This window comes from Virgisporangium ochraceum (assembly GCF_016863655.1).
GTDB classification, from domain to species: Bacteria; Actinomycetota; Actinomycetes; order Mycobacteriales; family Micromonosporaceae; genus Virgisporangium; species Virgisporangium ochraceum.
This window is the reverse complement of record NZ_BOPH01000018.1, coordinates 97,353-115,613: the sequence shown is the minus strand read 5'-3', so window position 1 is coordinate 115,613 and position 18,261 is coordinate 97,353. Positions and strand designations below refer to the sequence as shown.

The following is an 18,261-nucleotide window of genomic DNA, read 5'->3' as shown; positions in this document are numbered from 1 at the left end:
TTACTCGTCGGACTTGCCCAGGTCGACCGGAACCGCGTCGGGCACCAGGGCGGGCTTGTCGGCACCGCGGAACGTGAGCTTGGTGTTCTCGATGTCGTACGGGTCGCCGTCGCACTCCACGACCACGATCTGGCCCGGGCGCAGCTCGTTGAAGAGGATCTTCTCCGAGAGGTGGTCTTCGACCTCACGCTGGATGGTGCGCCGCAGCGGACGCGCGCCCAGCACCGGGTCGTAGCCCTTCTTCGCCAAGAACTTCTTCGAGTCGGGCGTGAGCTCGAGGCCCATGTCCTTGTTCTTCAGCTGGCCCTCGATCCGGCCGATCATCAGGTCGACGATCTGCAGGATCTGGTCCTCGTCGAGCTGGTGGAAGACGATCGTGTCGTCGATACGGTTCAGGAACTCCGGGCGGAAGTGCTGCTTCAGCTCGTCGTTGACCTTCTGCTTCATCCGCTGGTAGTTGCTCTCGTTGTCCTCGGAGGACTGGAAGCCCAGCGACACCGCCTTCGCCACGTCTCGCGTACCGAGGTTCGTGGTGAGGATGATGACCGTGTTCTTGAAGTCGACGATGCGGCCCTGGCCGTCGGTCAGGCGACCGTCCTCCAGGATCTGCAGCAGCGTGTTGAACACGTCCGGGTGCGCCTTCTCGATCTCGTCGAAGAGCACCACCGAGAACGGACGCCGGCGCACCTTCTCCGTCAGCTGACCACCCTCGTCGTAGCCGACGTACCCGGGCGGGGCACCGACGAGCCGCGACACCGTGTACCGGTCGTGGAACTCCGACATGTCGAGCTGGATCAACGAGTCTTCGGAGCCGAACAGGAACTCGGCCAGCGCCTTCGACAGCTCCGTCTTACCGACACCGGACGGGCCGGCGAAGATGAACGAGCCCGACGGGCGCTTCGGGTCCTTCAGGCCGGCGCGGGTACGCCGGATCGCCTTCGAGACCGCCTCCACGGCGTCCTTCTGGCCGACGATGCGCTTGTGCAGCTCGTCTTCCATGCGGAGCAGCCGGGAGGTCTCCTCCTCGGTGAGCTTGTAGACCGGGATGCCGGTCCAGTTCGCCAGCACCTCGGCGATCTGCTCGTCGTCGACCTCGCTGACGACGTCGAGATCGCCGGCCTTCCACTCCTTCTCCCGCTGCGCCTTCTGACCCAGCAGCTGCTTCTCCTTGTCGCGCAGCTGGGCGGCCCGCTCGAAGTCCTGCGCGTCGATCGCGCCTTCCTTGTCGCGGCGGACCTGGGCGATGCGCTCGTCGAAGTCACGCAGGTCTGGCGGCGCGGTCATGCGACGGATGCGCATGCGGGCACCGGCCTCGTCGATGAGGTCGATCGCCTTGTCGGGCAGGTACCGGTCGGAGATGTACCGGTCGGCCAGGGTGGCCGCCGCCACCAGCGCGGCGTCGGTGATCGACACCCGGTGGTGCGCCTCGTACCGGTCGCGCAGACCCTTGAGGATCTCGATCGTGTGCGCCAGCGACGGCTCGCCGACCTGGATGGGCTGGAACCGGCGCTCGAGCGCGGCGTCCTTCTCCAGGTGCTTGCGGTACTCGTCGAGCGTGGTGGCACCGATCGTCTGCAGCTCGCCACGGGCCAGCATCGGCTTCAGTATCGACGCCGCGTCGATCGCGCCCTCGGCGGCACCCGCACCGACGAGCGTGTGGATCTCGTCGATGAACAGGATGATGTCGCCCCGGGTGCGGATCTCCTTGAGCACCTTCTTCAGGCGCTCCTCGAAGTCACCGCGGTAGCGGGAACCGGCGACCAGCGCGCCGAGGTCGAGCGTGTAGAGCTGCTTGTCCTTCAGCGTCTCCGGCACCTCGCCCTTGACGATGCGCTGGGCGAGACCCTCGACGACGGCCGTCTTGCCGACACCGGGCTCACCGATGAGCACCGGGTTGTTCTTGGTGCGGCGGGACAGCACCTGCATGACCCGCTCGATCTCCTTCTCACGCCCGATGACCGGGTCGAGCTTGCCCTCGCGGGCGCCCTGCGTGAGGTTGCGACCGAACTGGTCGAGCACCAGGCTCGTCGACGGCGCCGTCTCGCCGGGCGCGCCGGTGCCGGCCGCGGCCGGCTCCTTGCCGCCCTGGTAGCCGGACAGGAGCTGGATGACCTGCTGACGGACCCGGTTGAGGTCGGCGCCGAGCTTGACCAGCACCTGGGCGGCGACGCCCTCACCCTCGCGGATCAGCCCGAGCAGGATGTGCTCCGTGCCGATGTAGTTGTGGCCCAGCTGGAGCGCCTCCCGCAAGGACAGCTCCAGAACCTTCTTGGCGCGCGGCGTGAACGGGATGTGCCCGCTCGGCGCCTGCTGCCCCTGGCCGATGATCTCCTCGACCTGCTGCCGGACACCTTCCAGCGAAATGCCCAGGCTCTCCAGGGCCTTCGCGGCGACGCCTTCACCCTCGTGGATGAGGCCGAGCAGGATGTGCTCGGTGCCGATGTAGTTGTGGTTGAGCATCCGGGCCTCTTCCTGGGCCAGGACGACAACCCTTCGGGCTCGGTCGGTGAACCGCTCGAACATCCCTGCTCCCTCACATGCCGTGTCCGTCGACGCCGTGCCCTGCCGACGTGACCGTGCCATAACTCTATCCCCGCCGACCCTGCGATCTCGCCGGGTGCGAGCACTAAGTCCAAGGCCGTTACCTGCGTACTGACCAGGTGTACGGACCAACCCCAGGCCAGGTGCGGATGTTCCGGGACGCGTCCCGATACGCCCAGAGCGAAATCAGGGGGGTCGGGTAGGGGCTGAGACGCGGAAACGCACCAGCCCGCCCGGTGCGGACACCGGACGGGCTGCGAACGTACCGAGGCTTCCGCCGCTAGCGGCCGGCCTCGGCGTGGTACCGGTCGACGATCTCCTGCTTGATTCGCCCCCGGTCGGACACCTTGATGCCCTTCGCCTGGGCCCACTCGCGAATGGCGCGGTTCTGGTCGCGGTCGGCGGCGGCGCCTCCGCGGACCCGGGCCGCGGCGGCACGGCCACCGGGAACCACTCCACCCCGCCCAATCTTGCGACCCGCACCTACGTAGGGCGCGAGAACATCACGAATCTTCGCCGCATTGTCCTCGGACAAGTCGATCTCGTACTGAACGCCGTCGAGGCCAAACTTCACCGTCTCCTCGGCTTCGCCGCCGTCGAGGTCGTCGGTGAGCACCTGAATCGTTCGCCTGGCCACGTCAATTCCTTCCCGAATGGGGACTCCCCGCAATTGCGCAAAACTCTAACGCATGTCGGGCGGGATTGAGTAGCCGGAGTTCCGCAATTACTCGGCGCACACCATCGGGATCGAATGTCCACCGAATACCACGCGCACCATCATGCCGACAGGCAAGCTGGCAGGCATCCTGACACACTACGTGATGCCCCTTGACCACGCTCCCCGTCGCGACTATCAAATGATAGACGAGGATCGGTTCGACAACCCACTCCCCGGCCGTCGCCGTGTCCGCATTGCCGCCCGACCATCCGATCGCGATCCCATCGCCATCCGATCACAATGTGCGCTTCGGCGATTGACCGGACGAATCGTACTCCCGGTGCGGTACCACACCGCACACGTGGAATAGCTTCACCTCGATCCCGCCGAACCAAATCGGTGTCGGCGGCATTGCATTGCGTCACATAATGCCGACCGCACCATGGAGTCGAGGGTGCCCAGATGGGACCACCTGCACCGCGTCCGGCCATGATCCGGCAGAATGCGGTAGCTGTGAGCATGCCTCCTTATTCGCAGTACCCCAACCAGCCCGCGAGTGGCGGGCCGGGTGGCTACGGCCAACCCACATCGGGCCCCGCTTACGGCGGCCAACCGACGTCGGGACCCGGTTACGGCGGCCAGCCGACTTCCGGTCCCAGTTACGGCGGGCAGCCGACTTCCGGTCCCGGATACGGAGCTCAACAACCCGGATACGGAGCCGACCAGGGATACGGCGCCCAACAACCGGGCTACGGCGGTCAACAACAGGCCTACGACCCGTCGCAAGGCGGGTACGGCGCTCAACAACCCGGTTACGGCCCGCCGGCCGGTGGCTACGGCGGCGGCGGAGGCGACGGAATCGCGCTGACGCTCAAATTCTTTCCGCTCGCCTTCCTGCTGATGTTCTTCAAGCCGGTCGTCACCATCAACGGGCAGCAGTATCAGGTGCCGTGGAACCGGCGTACGCCGATTCAGCTGCCGCCCGGGCAGTACCACGTACACGTCCACACGCCGTATCTGATCCCGACACAGATCGGCAAGGCCGACCTGGCGGTGAACGTCGGCGGCGGTCAGCCGGTCGAACTGGAGTACCGGGCTCCGCTGTTCATGTTCTCGCCCGGTTCGCTCGGTACGCCGCCGCAGAAGTACAACGGCGTCGGCCCCACCATCGCGCTGATGGCGGTGCCGTTGGTCATCGGTCTGATCTGCTGCTGCTTCTCGATCATCTCGAGCAGCAACAGCGGCTACTGACGGTTCGCCGGGGCGTTCCGTTCATAGGCCAGCCTGAGGCCGATCAGGGTCAGCCACGGTTCGTGGTTGGTCACTGTCGCGCATTCGCCGATCACCACCGGCGCCAACCCGCCGGTGGCGATCACGGCCTTGACCGCTCCGAGTTCCGAGATGATGCCGCGCACCACCCCGTCGACCTGGCCGGCGAAGCCGTACACCACACCGGACTGCAGGCACTCGACGGTGTTCTTGCCGATGATCCGCGGAGGCTTGACCAGTTCGACCTTGCGTAGCTGGGCGGCGCGGGCCGCCAGCGCGTCGACCGAGATCTCGATTCCGGGCGCGAGGACCCCACCCAGGAACTCGCCCCGGGCCGAGATGACGTCGAAGTTGGTCGAGGTTCCGAAGTCGACGACGATGGCCGGTCCCCCGAACAACGTGTATGCGGCCAGCGTGTTCATCACCCGGTCGGAGCCGACCTCCTTGGGGTTGTCGATCGCCAGCTGCACACCGGTGCGCACGCCGGGTTCGACGATCACCGCCGGCACGTTCGCGTAGTACCGGGCGAGCATCGACCGCATCGAGCGCAGTGCGGCCGGCACGGTGGAGCACGCCGCGATCCCGGTGATCTCCACGGCGTCGCCGGCGAGCAGCCCGCGCAGCTGCAGGCCGAGTTCGTCGGCGGTGGAGCGGCCGTCGGTCTTCGTCCGCCAGGAGTGCACGAGCTTGTCGCCCTCGAACGTGGCGAGCACCGTGTTCGTGTTCCCGATGTCGATGCACAGGAGCAAGTCAGGCCACCTCAGCGAAGGCGCAGGTCGAGCGCGATGTCCAGAATGGGCGACGAGTGGGTCAGCGCCCCGACCGAAAGGTAGTCGACGCCGGTCTCGGCGAACTCACGAACCCGGTCGAGTGTGAGTCCACCGGTCGCCTCCAGTTCCGCGCGGTCTCCGACCGCCGCGACCACCTCGCGCAGCAGGGCCGGCTCCATGTTGTCGCACAGCAGGAACGTGGCGCCGGCCTCGACCGCCTCCACCGCCTCGGCCACCGTGGTGATCTCCACCTGAACCGGCACATCCGGGTACGAAGAACGCACGGAGCGGAAGGCCGCGGTGAGTCCGCCGGCCGCGATCTTGTGGTTGTCCTTGATCATCGCGACGTCGTACAGGCCCATGCGCTTGTTGGTGCCGCCGCCGGCCCGCACCGCGTACTTCTCCAGTACGCGCAGCCCGGGCGTGGTCTTGCGGGTGTCGAGCACCTGCGCCTTCGTGCCCTCCAGCGCGTCGGCCCACCTCCGCGTGTGCGTCGCCACCCCCGACATGCGGCAGAGCAGGTTCAGCGCCGTGCGCTCGGCCGTCAGCAGGGTCCGGGTCGGCCCGGCCACCGTCGCCAGGACATCTCCGCGCGCCACCGCGGCGCCGTCTGTGGCCAGTGCCTCAAAAGCGATGGGACGCACGTGAGCGCCGTCGGATACGGCGCCTGATTCTGGCGACACAGCCTCGGCCGCGTGGAAGACCGCTGCCGCCACCGCGAGGCCGGCGACCACTCCCGGCGCCCGGGCCACCACCTCGGCCACATCGTGCTGGTCGGCCGGGATCGTGGCGAGGCTGGTGACGTCGCCGCTCCCCACGTCCTCGGTCAGCGCTCTTTCCAGAATCTCGGCCACGGCGGACGGTTCCATCCCGGCGGCCTGGAGCCGCGCGGCGATCTCGGGCTTCACGCGTTCGACTCCCACTTCGCCTTGCCGTTCCACGACACGAGCAGATGACCGAGCCAGGCGTCGCTGGCGTCGGGGAAGTCCTCGCGCCAGTGGCAGCCGCGGGTCTCCTCGCGTTTCGTCGCGGCCGCGACGAGCGCGCCGGCCACCGTGTAGAGGTTCGCCGCCTCCCACGCGGCCGTGCCGGCCGGTGCCTGTTCGGCGGCGGCGACCGCCACCGCGGCCTCCTTCAGCGACTCGGCGCTGCGCAGCACGCCGGCGCCCCGGCTCATCGCCCGTTGCAACGGCAGCCGTCCGCTGGTGGCGACCGCGCCGCCGTCCTCGAGGCCCTCGGGGTCGGCCGGCTCGCCCGGCTCGGGAAGGTTGGCGGCGATGTCGGCCGCGATGCGCCGGGCGAACACGAGCCCTTCGAGCAGCGAGTTCGACGCCAGCCGGTTGGCGCCGTGCACGCCGGTGCAGGCCACCTCGCCGCAGGCGTACAGGCCCCTGATCGAGGAGCGGCCGTGCAGGTCGGTACGTACCCCGCCCGACGCGTAGTGGGCCGCCGGTGCCACCGGGATCAGGTCGTGGGCCGGGTCGACGCCGGCCTCGCGGCAGAACGCCGTGATCGTCGGGAAGCGGCTGGTGACGTCTTCGACGTGGCGGGCGTCGAGCCACACGTTGTCGGAGCCCTCGGCGGCCATGACCCGGTGGATGCCCTTGGCAACGATGTCGCGCGGGGCCAGTTCGGCGAGGTCGTGCTGGCCGACCATGAACCGGGTGCCGTCGGCGTCGCGCAGGTACGCGCCCTCGCCGCGGAGCGCCTCGCTGACCAGCGGCTGCTGGGCGCCGCCGCGGGCGGTGTAGAGCGCCGTCGGGTGGAACTGCACGAACTCGAGGTCGGTCACCACGGCGCCGGCCCGCAGCGCCAGGGCGACCCCGTCGCCGGTGGACACCGAGGGGTTGGTGGTCACCGCGTAGATCTGGCCCATGCCGCCGGTCGCCAGCACCACGGCCCGGCCCAGGACGGCGCCCACGCCGTCTTCGGCGCCCTCGCCGAGGACGTGCAGCGTGACCCCGCAGGCGCGACCCTTCTTCGTGGTGAGCAGGTCGAGCACGAGCGCGTGCTCGATGAGCCGGATCCACGGGTCGCGCTGGACGGCCGCGTGCAGCGCCCGCTGCACCTCCGCCCCGGTGGCGTCGCCGCCGGCGTGCACGATGCGGTTGGCGTGGTGGCCGCCCTCGCGGGTGAGCATCAGCGACCCGTCGGGGTGCCGGTCGAACGCGGCGCCCCAGCGCATCAGCTCGCGGACGCGGGCCGGCCCTTCGCGCACCAGCACGTCGACCGCGTCGGGGTTGCCCAGTCCGACGCCGGCCACCAGCGTGTCCTGGGCGTGCGCCTCGGGCGTGTCGAGCGGGTCGAGCACGGCCGCGATGCCGCCCTGCGCCCAGCGCGTGGACCCGTCATCGATGTTGACCTTCGTGACCACGGTGACGTGGAGCCCGGCCTCGCGCAGGTGCAGTGCGCAGGTGAGGCCGGCGATCCCCGACCCGACGACCACCACGTCGGTCTGCTCGGCCCACCCCGGGGGTGGCCCGGTCAGCCGAGCTTTGGCTGAACCCATTCGTTCAGTGAATCATTACCGCCCTGTAACCGCGCTACGACGTCGGTCACGTGCCCATCTGTCGGACTCAGTCGGCGGGAAGACCTGCCGGGCCGATGCCCTTGATCGACTTGTTCAGCGGGTCGGCGCTGTGGGCGTAGCACCGCACGCCACGGTTGCCGAGGCCCCACTCGATCTCGGTGAACGGCGACGAGATCCAGCCGACGCGGAAACTCAGGTCGGCGTCGTTCGGGACGCCCGCGTACGCGGCCACCACCGGCGCGCAGCCGTCGAGGCGGGCCTTGGACGCGGCCGCCCGGTCGGTCGGGTACGGGCCGTCGGGCAGGTCGTAGACGCCGACGTACTCGCCGTTGTGGTTGGTGTCGCACTTGGCCGGCGTCATCTTGTCGATCCGGTTGTTGGCACCCGTGGTGACCGTGATGCACCCCAGCGCGACCGGCTTCTCGCCGGTGAGACCGCCCTTCAGGCTGGCCGTCCGCGTGACGACGGCGTAGTCGTCAAGATCCAGGTACTCCATCATGTCGCACCGGAACCAGCGGGCACCGCCCTGCCAGTGCAGCGCGATCGGCAGCACGACCGACAACTCCAGCCGCCCGTTGCGCCAGTCGTCACCGAGGAACGTCTTGGCCTCGGCGGCACACGTCTCGTACGCGGTGCGGCGACCCTTCGACCCGGTCGACGGCGCCGACGACTGGCCCGCCTCCTCGCCGGTGAACTGGCCGACATACACGGTCTCGACCGTGTGGGAGGCGGTGCACTCCACCGGAGCCGGCCACTTGGTGACGCTGGCCGGGTTGTCGGTGGTGATGCTGTAACAGGCGCCGGAGGCCGGCGTCGGGATCTTCGCGTCGGGCAGTGCCTTCCAGTTGTTGGTCAGGTCACCGTCGGTGCCGGCCGGGTTACCACAGGCGCTCAACAGCAGCGTGACCACTCCCACGACCGCCAGCGCGCCCGTACTCAGACGCCTACCTCGCACCTGCACCCTCCCCAGTCGGCTTCCTTCGAAGCTAGCGCACCGGCACTAGAGGGTGAGGGGCGCGTTGTCGATCAGCCGGGTGGTGCCCACGCGGGCAGCCATGAGCATCCTCGCCGGGCCGTGCTCAGGGGCCGGTCCGAGGTCCGGAGCGGTCACCACGACGTAGTCGGGCCGCGCTCCGGGGGTCCCGTCGAACACCGCACCGGCGGCGGCGAGCGCGACCCCCGCACCCTGCCCGCCCACGGCGGCGGCCGCGGCCAACGCCCGCGACAACGCCAGCGCGGTGACCCGCTCCTCGGCCGACAGGTACGAGTTGCGGCTGCTCAACGCCAGCCCGTCGGGCTCGCGCACGGTGGGGACGCCGACGATGTCGACGTCGAGGTCCAGGTCGCGCACCATGGCGCGGATCATCGTGAGCTGCTGGAAGTCCTTCTCGCCGAAGAACGACGCGTCGGCGCGGGTCAGGTGCAGCAGCTTGAGCACCACGGTGAGCACGCCGTGGAAGAAGCCCGGGCGGCTGGCACCCTCGAGGATCTCGCCGACCGGACCGGGGTTGACCCGCACCGCCGGCGGGCCGCCCGGGTACATCTCCGCCTCGGTGGGCGCGAACAGCACGTCGACGCCTTCCCGCTCGGCGATCGCCAGATCCTCCGCCCAGGTGCGCGGGTACGTCGCGAGGTCCTCGTTCGGGCCGAACTGCAACGGGTTCACGAACAGCGTCATGATCACGTGGTCGGACTCCGCGCGCGCGGCCCTCAGCAGGCTCACGTGACCGGCGTGCAGGGCGCCCATGGTCATCACGACGCCGACCTTCTTCTCGAGCTCACGCCGGGCCTGGACCAGTTCGGCGCGGGTCCTCGCGACGATCACACGCGCTCCCTGGGTGCCTGGACGATCTCGAGCAGCGGAACGGCGTCGGCCGGGCGCAGGCGGCCGGCGGCGATCGCCCGGTCGGCGGTGCGCCGGGCCAGGGCCAGGTAGGGCGGCACCGAGCCGGGTGCGGTGGCGCCGAGCGCGGCGAGGTGCCCGGCGACGGTGCCCGCGTCGCCCCGCGACACCGGGCCGGTCAGCGCGGCGTCGCCGAGCGCGAGGCTGTTGTCGAGCGCCGCCTGGAGCAGCGGCCGCAGCACCCGTTCGGGATTGTCGACGCCGGCGTCACGCAGCCGGTCGCGGGCCTCGTTGACGAGCGTGACCAGGTGGTTCGCCCCGTGGGCGAGCGCGGCGTGGTACAGGGTGCGGTCGCGTTCGGCGATCCACTCGGGGATGCCGCCGAGGTCGGTCACGAGCTTCGCGGCCCGGCGCCGGGCCGCCTTCTCCGCGGTGACCCCGAACGTGACGTCCTCCGTGCGCGTCGCTTCGGCCCCAGGGCCGGCGTCGCCTGGACTGAGGAGCGCAGGGAGCGAAGCGACCGGAGCGACGAGGGAAGGCGACGCCGCGGAGGCCCTGGGGCCCGCGCCCGCGGAGGCGGGCGCATCAAACTCGGTGAAGGTCATGACCGGGTGGACGGCCGCGATCAGCGTGCCCCGCTGCTCGGCCGGGCGCAGGGGCTCCAGTCCGTGCGCGCCGGACGTGTGGACGACCAGCTGACCCGGCCGGAACGCGCCCGCGGCCGCGAGCCCACGCACGAGCCCGGCGAGCACGTCGTCGGGAACCGCGATGATCACGAGGTCACCGGTGGCGGCCTCGTCGGGCGGTAGTACGGGGGTTCCCGGGAGCAGCCGGCCGACCCGGTCACGGTTCGACACGGTCGACACGGCGACGATCTCGTGACCGGCGGCGGCGAGGGCGACGGCCAGCGCCGTTCCCACCCGACCCGCGCCGATCACGCTGACGGTTTCCCCGTTCCGGGGGTGAACGCGCGGCGGAGCGCTCATGATGATCCAGTCCTTACCGAGGAGGTACCGGTCGATCATCAGTATCGCGAGCCGCGCGCCCACCCGCACGGACCAGTGACCAATTGCTCAGGCCTGCACCTGTCGGTGCAGGTAGTCCTTGATCAGCGCACGTGCCTCGTCGAGCACCGCGACGTCGCCGTTCGGCGACCGGCGGAACGCCATCTTGATCAGCGCGTCGGCCGCCTCGACGGCGATGCCCAGCGCGAACTCGGTGCGTTCCCCGCGAAGCTCGTACCGCTCGTTCAGCAGAGCGGCGATCCGCGCGGCGATCACCGCGTTGTTGTCGCGCTCGTCGTCCAGGAGGTGGACGTCGACCACGTCGCCGAAGTGCAGCGTGCGGAATCCCGGGGTCGTGCGGTACATCGCGATGTACTCGTCGATCGCGGCATCGACGGCGCCCCACCAGTGGGTCGACTGCTCCTGCGACAGTCGGTTGCTCAGCCTCTGGAGGTAGGCCTCCAGGTTGCGCAGGGTGAGCGCTTGGACGATCGCCCTCTTGTCCGGGAAGAACTGGTACACGGAGCCGATCGCCACCCCCGCCCGTTCGGCGAGCAGCGTGGTGGTCAGCCCGTCGTAGCCGACCTCGTCGACCAACTGTGCGCACGCGTCGAGCATGCGGTTCACTCGGGCGACGCTGCGGCCCTGCACCGGTACCCGGCGCAGGGGTCCGGCGAGCGGCTGTGCGGTCACGTCCGTTCCTTCCCGTTTATGGCCCTCTCACTCGGCATAACGATTGAGAAGTTGACTCGCCGCGCATCGGAACGGTAGTCACGTCCGATGGTCCCCAATTCGTGGCGGGAAGGCGCTGAGTTGGACGCTGCTCGGCAGGGCGCCGCCCCCGCATGGCGGAACTGGGCCGGCAACGTCTCAGACTCGGCGCCTCTTGTTACCCCGGAGTCACTCGAGGAGCTGTCTGATACGGTCCGCGCCGCGGCTGAGCGGGGCAAACGGGTCCGCGTGGCCGGCAGCGGCCACTCGTTCTCGGGTATCGCCTCATCAGACGGTGTGCGCATCGCACTGACACGGATGCCGATCAAAGTAGACGTGGCGGGCACGTCGGTCACCGTTCCCGGGGGCATCACGCTCAAGCGATTGAATCGGGAACTCGACAGTCGCGGCCTGGCGCTACCCAATCTGGGTGATATCGACGCGCAGACGATCACGGGCGCCACCCAGACCGGCACCCACGGCACCGGTGCCGGCTTCGGCGGCCTCGCGTCGTTCGTCTCTGCCATCACCTTGATGAGGACGGACGGGTCCACGGTGACGTGCGCGCGCGGCGAGCCGCTGTTCGAGGCGGCGGTGGTCGGGCTCGGCGCGTTCGGGGTGGTCACGGAGGTGACGCTCGACTGCGTGCCCGCGTTCGTCCTGCGCGCCGAGGAGCGGCCGTCGGCGCTGGAATCCGTGCTCGACGGCCTGGACGACCTGATCGCCGGCAACGACCACTTCGAGTTCTTCTGGTTCCCCTACACCAGCCGCGCGCAGGTGAAGCTGAACAACCGGGTCGACGCCATCGACCGGCCGCTACCGGGCTGGCGGCGCTGGCTCGACGACTCGTTCCTGTCCAACACGGTGTTCGGCGCCGGCCTCCGGGTCGCGCGCCGGGTGCCGGGCTTCACGCGTCCCTTCATGAAGGTGTCCGCGCGGGGACTGTCCGCGCGGACCTACACCGCGGCCTCCCACGAGGTGTTCTGCACCGACCGGCGGGTGCGGTTCACCGAGATGGAGTACGGCCTGCCCCGCGAGGCGCTGCGCGAGGCGCTGACGGGCGTGCGGCGGGTGGTCGACGCGCTGCCGTTCCCGGTCGCGTTCCCGGTGGAGGTGCGGTTCACCGCGGCCGACGACCCGTGGCTGTCACACGGGCACGGCCGCGACAGTGCCTACGTGGCGGTGCACCAGTTCATCGGGATGCCGTACGAGCCGTACTTCCGCGAGGTCGAGCGGATCTGCCTCGACCTCGGCGGGCGCCCGCACTGGGGCAAGATGCACTTCGCCGCACCGGAACGCCTGCGCGCCGCGTACCCCCGCTTCGCCGACTGGCAGGCCGAACGCGCCCGGTTCGACCCGGAGGGGCTGTTCCGCTCCCCCTTCCTTGACGACCTCCTTCCCTGACCCCTGGCCTCCCGTGCGCGCGGAGGGGAAGAGCGGTCAGGGGCGGTAGGTGCCGAAGGACCACACGTTGCCCTCCGGGTCGCTCGCGGCGTACTCGCGGGAGCCGTAGTCCTGGTCGACCAGCTCCTGGACGATCTCGGCGCCGGCCTTCACCGCACGGGCGTGGTGCGCGTCCGGGTCGTCGAGGGCCAGGTAGGTGACCGTTCGCCCCGTGTCGAACGGGCTGGGTTCGGCGCGCCGCTGGCCGAGCATGACCAGCCCGCCGCCGGGCCAGGCCAGCTCGGCGTGTGCGATCGTGCCGTCGTCGTTCTCCATCACGGACTTCTCGGTGAAGCCGAACGCGTCGACCAGGAACCGGATCGCCGCTTTCGCGTCGTCGTACCGCAGCGTGGGGTAGATACTCATGCGCCCGACGCTAGAAGCCCCGCCCGGTCGGCGTCTTGGAGGAATGTGACCTGCTCGGCGTCGAGCCCGGCGACGAACGAACCCGGCGTCACCCCGGCCAACGCGCGGAACTCGCGCACCAGGTGGCTCTGGTCGGTGTAGCCGCACGTGGCCGCCGCGACCGCCGCCGGCACGCCGGTGCCCAGCAGCCGTGACGCCCGCTGGAACCGCACGACCCGCGCCGCCACCTTGGGCGGCAGCCCGACCTCCGCCCGGAACCGGTTGACGAAGTGCCGCCGGCTCCAGCCCGTCGCGGCCACGAGGTCACCGACCCGCACGGCGCCGTGCCGGCCACGCATCACCGCCCAGGCCCACTCGACGGCCGGGTCGGGCTGCGGTCCGTCGGCCGCGAGCCCGAGCAGCGCGGCGTCGAGCAGGTCGAGCCGCTCCGCCCAGCCGTCGGCGGCGGCGAGCCGGTCGGCCAGTCGGTCGAGCACGGGCAGGTCGACCACCAGGCCGGTGAGCTCACCGGGCGGGACCCGCAGCAGCCGGTGCGCGCCCTGCGGGGTGAGCCCCAACTCGATCCCGCGCTGGCCACCGGTGAACTCGGTGGTGCCCCACGTGTCGTGCAGACCGGCGACGAACGTGCGCCGCGGCACCCCGTGCACCGCGATCGGCTCGCCGAGGTTGAGGATCACCGTCACCGCGGGGTGGGGCGTGACCCGGCGGACCACCGGCCTGTCCGCGAACTCGGCGTACCCGACGACGGTGGAGACCAGCCCGGCGAGCCGGGGCTCCGGTGGACGCCGCGCCGACTCCCACCGGATCCCGCCGGACTCCTGCCGGTCGACGGTCAGCATCAGTCCTCGCCGCTGGTGGCCTTCCGGGCCGTGGTCTTCTTCGCCGCGGTCGTCTTCTTGGCCGGTGCCGCCTTCTTCGCCGGGGTGGCCTTCTTCGCCGCGGCCTTCGTGGTCTTCTTCGCCGCGGCCGCCTTCGTCGTCTTCTTCGCCGCGCCGACGGTCGCCTTCTCCGGTGCCGCCTTCTTCGCCGGCGCCTTGCGGGCGGTCTTCTTCACCGGACCCTTGGCCCGCTTCTCGGCGAGCATCTCGCTGGCCTCGTCGAGCGACAGCGACTCCGGGGTCTGCCCGCGCCGCAGCGACGCGTTGTACTCGCCGTCGGTGACGTACGGGCCGAACCGGCCCTCCTTGATCACCAGCGGCTTCTCGGTGAGCGGGTCGGCGCCCATCTCGCGCAGCGGCGGCGCCGCCGTGCGGCGTCCCCTGGTCTTGGGCGCGGCGAGGATGGCCTCCGCCTGCTCCAGGGTGACCGTGAACATCGCCTCTTCGCTCTCCAGCGAGCGGTAGTCGTCGCCCTTGCGGATGTACGGGCCGTACCGGCCGTTCGCCGCGACGATGTCGGCGCCGTCGACCGACGACTGGCCGATCACCCGCGGCAGCAGGAGCAGCTTCAGCGCGTCGGCCAGGGTGAGGTTCTCCGGCGACATCGACCGCAGCAGCGACGACTTCCGCTCGCCGCTCTGCACGTACGGGCCGAACCGGCCGGACTTCAGCTCGATCGGCTCGCCGGTCTCCGGGTGCTCGCCGAGCTTGCGCTCGCCGCCGCCGCCGAGGAACAGCTCGTTGACCTTCTCCGGGGTGAGCTCGTCGGGGGCGATGCCGTCGGGCAGCGTGACCCGGTCGCTCTCCTCCTCGCCGTCTCCCCGCTGCAGGTACGGCCCGTACCGGCCGACCCGCACCACGATGTCGTCGAACAGCGGGATCGAGTTGACGCCGCGGGCGTCGATGTCGCCGAGCTGCTCGGTGACCATCCGCTTGAGCCCGCCCGACCGCGACACCGAGCCCTCGCCGCCCAGTTCGCCGCCGAAGTAGAACGAGCGCAGGAAGTCGACCGCGGCGGCGTCGCCGCCGGCGATGTCGTCGAGCTCGTTCTCCATCGACGCGGTGAACGCGTAGTCGACGAGCTGCGGGAAGTGCCGTTCCAGCAGCGTGATCACCGCGAACGCGATGAAGCTGGGCACCAGGGCCTGGCCGCGTTTGGTCACGTAGCCCCGGTCCTGAATGGTCTTCATGATCGACGTGTAGGTCGACGGGCGCCCGATGCCCAGCTCCTCCAGCGCCTTGATCAGCGACGCCTCGGTGTAGCGGGCCGGCGGCTGCGTGGTGTGACCGGCGGCGCGCAGCTCCTCCGCGGTGAGCGGCTGACCCTTCGCCAGGGTGGGCAGGCGGCGCTCGGCGTCCTCGGCCTCGGCGTTCTCGTCGTCGGACGACTCGACGTAGGCCTTCAGGAAGCCCGGGTCGGTGATCGTCTTGCCGGACGCGCCGAAGTCGGCCTGCTCGCCGGTGGTCGACGTGGCCCGGATCCGCACCGAGGTCGAGTTGCCGACCGCGTCGGTCATCTGGGAGGCGATCGTGCGGCGCCAGACCAGCTCGTACAGGCGGTACTCGTCGCCGCTGAGCTCGTTGGCGACGTCGCCCGGGGTCCGGAACATGTCGCCGGCCGGGCGGATCGCCTCGTGCGCCTCCTGCGCGTTCTTGACCTTGCCGGTGTACCGCCGCGGCTGCGGTGGCACGAACTTGTCGCCGAAGAGGTCGCGGATCTGCTGGCGGGCGGCGGTGATCGCCGACTCCGACAGGTTCACCGAGTCGGTACGCATATAAGTGATGTAGCCGTTCTCGTACAGCCGCTGCGCCACGCGCATCGTCTGCTCGCTCGAGAACCGCAGCTTGCGGGCCGCCTCCTGCTGCAGCGTGGAGGTGATGAACGGCGCGTACGGCCGGCGCCGGTACGGCTTCTCCTCGACGCGGGTGACCTCGAACGGCCGGTCCTCCAGGCGGGCGGCGAGGCCACGGGCGCCCTGTTCGTCGAGGTGCACCACCCCGGAGTTGACGCGGACCCGCCCGGTCTCCGGGTCGAAGTCCTTGCCGGTGGCTATGCGGTCGCCGTCGAGCGCGATCAGCGTGGCGCCGAACGTGCGCGGCCCGTCGCCTACCTTGTCGGCCTCGACGGCCAGCGTGGCCGCGATGTCCCAGTAGTCGGCCGAGCGGAACTTCATCCGCTGGCGCTCGCGCTCGACCACGATGCGGGTCGCGACCGACTGCACCCGGCCCGCGGACAGGCCGCGCTGGACCTTCTTCCACAGCACCGGCGAGACTTCGTAGCCGTAGAGGCGGTCGAGGATGCGGCGGGCCTCCTGCGCGTCGACCAGGGAGCGGTCGATGTCGCGCGGGTTGGCGACGGCCGCCTGGATCGCGGGCTTGGTGATCTCGTGGAAGACCATCCGCTTCACCGGTACGCGCGGTTTCAGCGTCTCGACCAGGTGCCACGCGATGGCCTCGCCCTCGCGGTCCTCGTCTGTCGCGAGCAGGATCTCGTCGACCTCGCCGGTGAGCTTCTTCAGCTTCTGGATCTGCTGGCGGCGGTCGGCACTTACCACGTACAGCGCGGTGAAGTCGTTGTCGACGTCGACCCCGAGCCGCGCCCACGACTGTTCCTTGTACTTGGCCGGCACGTCGGCGGCGTTGCGGGGCAGGTCGCGGACATGGCCAAAACTCGCCTCCACGACGTACCCCGGGCCGAGGTAACCCGAGATCGTCCTGGCCTTCGCCGGTGACTCGACGATGACCAAGCGCGTGGTGTTCGCCACTCTTCTCCCCAAATCGCGTGTTATCTGCATCCGGCACGCCGAACGGCGCCACCGTACACCGTCACTCAACGAGGTAAGGCGCGTTGGGCGTCCTCCGTGGCCGTCAGAGGTCGAAAAGTCCGGGTTCGTCCTTCAAATGGGCTTCTCGCGGGGTCGCGGCCGCGCGCCCGGCGCCGGGTTCGCGTTTTCGTGAAGTTCTTGAGGATACGGGCACAGCCCCGTCCGGGTTTTCTGTCTGCGCCTTCTTGCGGGGCCATTTTCCTGGCGGAACGTCGTCGGGCGGATCCCCGATGATCTCGGCCAGGTGGGCGACCCGCTTGCGACCCTCGATGCGGAACAGCGGACCGCCGGCACGCGGTCCGAGCAGTTCGGCCGGCAGGCCGGTGGTGGCGAGCGCCCTACCGACAGCCTTCCAGCACTCTTCCTCCGCACCCAGGTGCAGGGAGTACCCGTCGCCGTCCTCGGTGGGCGCGCCGGCGGCCGCACACCACAGGCGCAGGCGCTGCCCGTCCAGGAAGAAGTCCGACGGCACGCGCTTGACCGCGCCGCGCAACCACCGGGCGCCGAGCGGCGCGAGCCGCGAGGAGTAGGCCGTGCGGACGCCGTAGTGGCCCTCGATCGTGGCCTTGTCCCAGCTGGTGGCGAGGCCGCGGCGGGTGAACTCGGCGATCAGCACCCGCACCCGCCAGGCCGCGTCGACGACGATCGACACGCGGGCCGTACCGCCGAGGCGCACCACCTGGCCGGCGCCGGCGAGTAGGCCGTCGAGATCACCGGGACCGGGCGGATGCGCCTCGATTCCGAAGATCGACAGCTGGGTGTCCATCGCTACCTGCACGCCTCGACCTCGTCGAACGCTTTCTGCAGGTCCTTCGACTTCACCTTGTCGAGGTTGAGCGCGCCGGCGGAGTAGTCCTTCTCGAGCTCCTTGAACGCGGCGCTGACGCCGTCGTAGAACTTCGTCGAGTCGCCGGTCTGCAGGGTGGTGACCTTCTCCTTCGCCTTGCCGTAGGCGTCGCGGGTGCGGCGCAGCGTATCGGCGAACTCCTTGGCGGCCTGTCTGCCGTTCTCGGCGTCGGGAACGCCTGCGGCGGCCACCTTGGACCGGGCCTGCTCACTGGCGTTCTCGGCGCCGCCGAGCAGTTCCAGCAGGCCGGTCTTGGCCTGGTCGGCGTTGGCGGCTGAGTCCATGCGCTGCTGCGCCCTGGTCATCAGCGAGTCGATCTCGGTACGCCACGGACCCAGCGCCGAGCAGACCGCACCCGCCCAGGTGGCGGCGGCGACCGATCCCCGATCGGCGTCGTCCTCGCCACCGCAGGCCGTGCTGGTCGCGAGCATCAACGCGGCGACCGCCAGCAGTGTGCGCACACGCGGCATGGCCGCAAGGGTAGATCCGTACACGCGTGCTATCCATTCGGCTCGCGGTATCCAGGTCCGTAAAGGGCGATGGCCCCCGGCCGATTCTCGCCGGGGGCCATCGTCA

Annotated in this window: 16 protein-coding genes; 2 read left to right on the top strand and 14 right to left on the bottom strand. The window is 70.2% G+C overall.

The window, feature by feature from the left end:
• Both Voc01_RS07170 and Voc01_RS07165 read right to left on the bottom strand, forming a co-directional pair.
• Nucleotides 1-2,523, bottom strand: coding sequence for an ATP-dependent Clp protease ATP-binding subunit (locus Voc01_RS07170; RefSeq protein ID WP_203926472.1), 2,523 nt, complete (start codon nucleotides 2,521-2,523; stop codon nucleotides 1-3).
• Nucleotides 2,524-2,821: 298 nt separating this feature from the next.
• Nucleotides 2,822-3,178, bottom strand: a complete 357-nt coding sequence (locus tag Voc01_RS07165; protein WP_203926471.1) for a histone-like nucleoid-structuring protein Lsr2 — start codon at nucleotides 3,176-3,178, stop codon at nucleotides 2,822-2,824.
• Nucleotides 3,179-3,688: 510 nt separating this feature from the next.
• Between Voc01_RS07165 and Voc01_RS52910 the strand changes: the two genes are divergently transcribed.
• Entirely contained in the window at nucleotides 3,689-4,450 is a 762-nt protein-coding gene (locus tag Voc01_RS52910; RefSeq protein WP_239160012.1) for a hypothetical protein, read from the top strand.
• On the opposite strand, the gene Voc01_RS07155 is transcribed toward Voc01_RS52910, so the two are convergent.
• From Voc01_RS07155 to Voc01_RS07125, 7 genes are all read right to left on the bottom strand, one after another.
• Nucleotides 4,444-5,217, bottom strand: coding sequence for a type III pantothenate kinase (locus tag Voc01_RS07155; RefSeq protein WP_203926470.1), 774 nt, complete (start codon nucleotides 5,215-5,217; stop codon nucleotides 4,444-4,446). The two genes, Voc01_RS52910 and Voc01_RS07155, sit on opposite strands and share 7 nt — an antisense overlap.
• A gap of 11 nt (nucleotides 5,218-5,228) precedes the next feature.
• Nucleotides 5,229-6,107: a carboxylating nicotinate-nucleotide diphosphorylase gene (gene nadC, locus Voc01_RS07150; RefSeq protein WP_203926560.1), complete on the bottom strand. Its 879-nt coding sequence runs from the start codon at nucleotides 6,105-6,107 to the stop codon at nucleotides 5,229-5,231.
• Nucleotides 6,108-6,142: 35 nt separating this feature from the next.
• Entirely contained in the window at nucleotides 6,143-7,747 is a 1,605-nt protein-coding gene (locus Voc01_RS07145; protein ID WP_203926469.1) for an L-aspartate oxidase, read from the bottom strand.
• 67 nt (nucleotides 7,748-7,814) lie between these two features.
• A complete protein-coding gene (locus Voc01_RS07140; protein WP_203926468.1) occupies nucleotides 7,815-8,723 on the bottom strand; it encodes a septum formation family protein in 909 nt (302 codons plus the stop codon).
• Between the two features lie 45 nt (nucleotides 8,724-8,768).
• Nucleotides 8,769-9,593 (bottom strand): pantoate--beta-alanine ligase, encoded by an 825-nt coding sequence (panC, locus tag Voc01_RS07135; RefSeq protein ID WP_203926467.1) that lies wholly within the window; start codon nucleotides 9,591-9,593, stop codon nucleotides 8,769-8,771.
• A complete protein-coding gene (locus Voc01_RS07130; protein ID WP_275423699.1) occupies nucleotides 9,590-10,660 on the bottom strand; it encodes a Rossmann-like and DUF2520 domain-containing protein in 1,071 nt (356 codons plus the stop codon). Before Voc01_RS07130 ends, panC begins: the two co-directional genes overlap by 4 nt.
• 24 nt (nucleotides 10,661-10,684) lie before the next feature.
• The gene (locus tag Voc01_RS07125; RefSeq protein WP_203926558.1) at nucleotides 10,685-11,233 is read right to left on the bottom strand and encodes a TetR/AcrR family transcriptional regulator; all 549 of its coding nucleotides are present in this window, start codon (nucleotides 11,231-11,233) and stop codon (nucleotides 10,685-10,687) included.
• 162 nt (nucleotides 11,234-11,395) lie between these two features.
• Between Voc01_RS07125 and Voc01_RS07120 the strand changes: the two genes are divergently transcribed.
• A complete protein-coding gene (locus Voc01_RS07120) occupies nucleotides 11,396-12,730 on the top strand; it encodes a D-arabinono-1,4-lactone oxidase (RefSeq protein WP_203926466.1) in 1,335 nt (444 codons plus the stop codon).
• Nucleotides 12,731-12,766: 36 nt separating this feature from the next.
• Here the strand turns inward: Voc01_RS07120 and Voc01_RS07115 are convergent, their stop codons facing one another.
• The 5 genes from Voc01_RS07115 to Voc01_RS07095 all read right to left on the bottom strand — a co-directional run bounded on the left by Voc01_RS07115 (nucleotide 12,767) and on the right by Voc01_RS07095 (nucleotide 18,155).
• On the bottom strand, nucleotides 12,767-13,135 hold the full coding sequence (locus Voc01_RS07115) for a VOC family protein (protein WP_203926465.1): 369 nt from the start codon (nucleotides 13,133-13,135) through the stop codon (nucleotides 12,767-12,769).
• Nucleotides 13,132-13,974 carry an AraC family transcriptional regulator gene (locus tag Voc01_RS07110; protein WP_203926464.1) on the bottom strand — a complete coding sequence of 281 codons (843 nt, stop codon included), beginning with the start codon at nucleotides 13,972-13,974 and terminating at the stop codon, nucleotides 13,132-13,134. Before Voc01_RS07110 ends, Voc01_RS07115 begins: the two co-directional genes overlap by 4 nt.
• Entirely contained in the window at nucleotides 13,974-16,778 is a 2,805-nt protein-coding gene (gene topA, locus Voc01_RS07105) for a type I DNA topoisomerase (protein ID WP_239160011.1), read from the bottom strand. Before topA ends, Voc01_RS07110 begins: the two co-directional genes overlap by 1 nt.
• Before the next feature lie 103 nt (nucleotides 16,779-16,881).
• Nucleotides 16,882-17,616: a hypothetical protein gene (locus Voc01_RS07100; protein ID WP_239160010.1), complete on the bottom strand. Its 735-nt coding sequence runs from the start codon at nucleotides 17,614-17,616 to the stop codon at nucleotides 16,882-16,884.
• Complete coding sequence (locus Voc01_RS07095; RefSeq protein ID WP_203926462.1) at nucleotides 17,607-18,155, bottom strand: hypothetical protein; 549 nt, start codon at nucleotides 18,153-18,155, stop codon at nucleotides 17,607-17,609. The genes Voc01_RS07100 and Voc01_RS07095 overlap by 10 nt, the downstream gene beginning before the upstream one ends.
• Nucleotides 18,156-18,261 lie beyond the last annotated feature (106 nt).

Coding starts and splice junctions, on each gene's coding strand:
- Voc01_RS07125 (WP_203926558.1), bottom strand. CDS start 11,233: ATGCTCGACGCGTGCGCACAGTTGGTCGACGAGGTCGGCTACGACGGG.
- Voc01_RS07110 (WP_203926464.1), bottom strand. CDS start 13,974: ATGCTGACCGTCGACCGGCAGGAGTCCGGCGGGATCCGGTGGGAGTCG.
- nadC (WP_203926560.1), bottom strand. CDS start 6,107: ATGGAACCGTCCGCCGTGGCCGAGATTCTGGAAAGAGCGCTGACCGAG.
- Voc01_RS07170 (WP_203926472.1), bottom strand. CDS start 2,523: ATGTTCGAGCGGTTCACCGACCGAGCCCGAAGGGTTGTCGTCCTGGCC.
- Voc01_RS52910 (WP_239160012.1), top strand. CDS start 3,689: ATGATCCGGCAGAATGCGGTAGCTGTGAGCATGCCTCCTTATTCGCAG.
- Voc01_RS07115 (WP_203926465.1), bottom strand. CDS start 13,135: ATGAGTATCTACCCCACGCTGCGGTACGACGACGCGAAAGCGGCGATC.
- Voc01_RS07120 (WP_203926466.1), top strand. CDS start 11,396: ATGGTCCCCAATTCGTGGCGGGAAGGCGCTGAGTTGGACGCTGCTCGG.
- Voc01_RS07145 (WP_203926469.1), bottom strand. CDS start 7,747: ATGGGTTCAGCCAAAGCTCGGCTGACCGGGCCACCCCCGGGGTGGGCC.
- Voc01_RS07095 (WP_203926462.1), bottom strand. CDS start 18,155: ATGCCGCGTGTGCGCACACTGCTGGCGGTCGCCGCGTTGATGCTCGCG.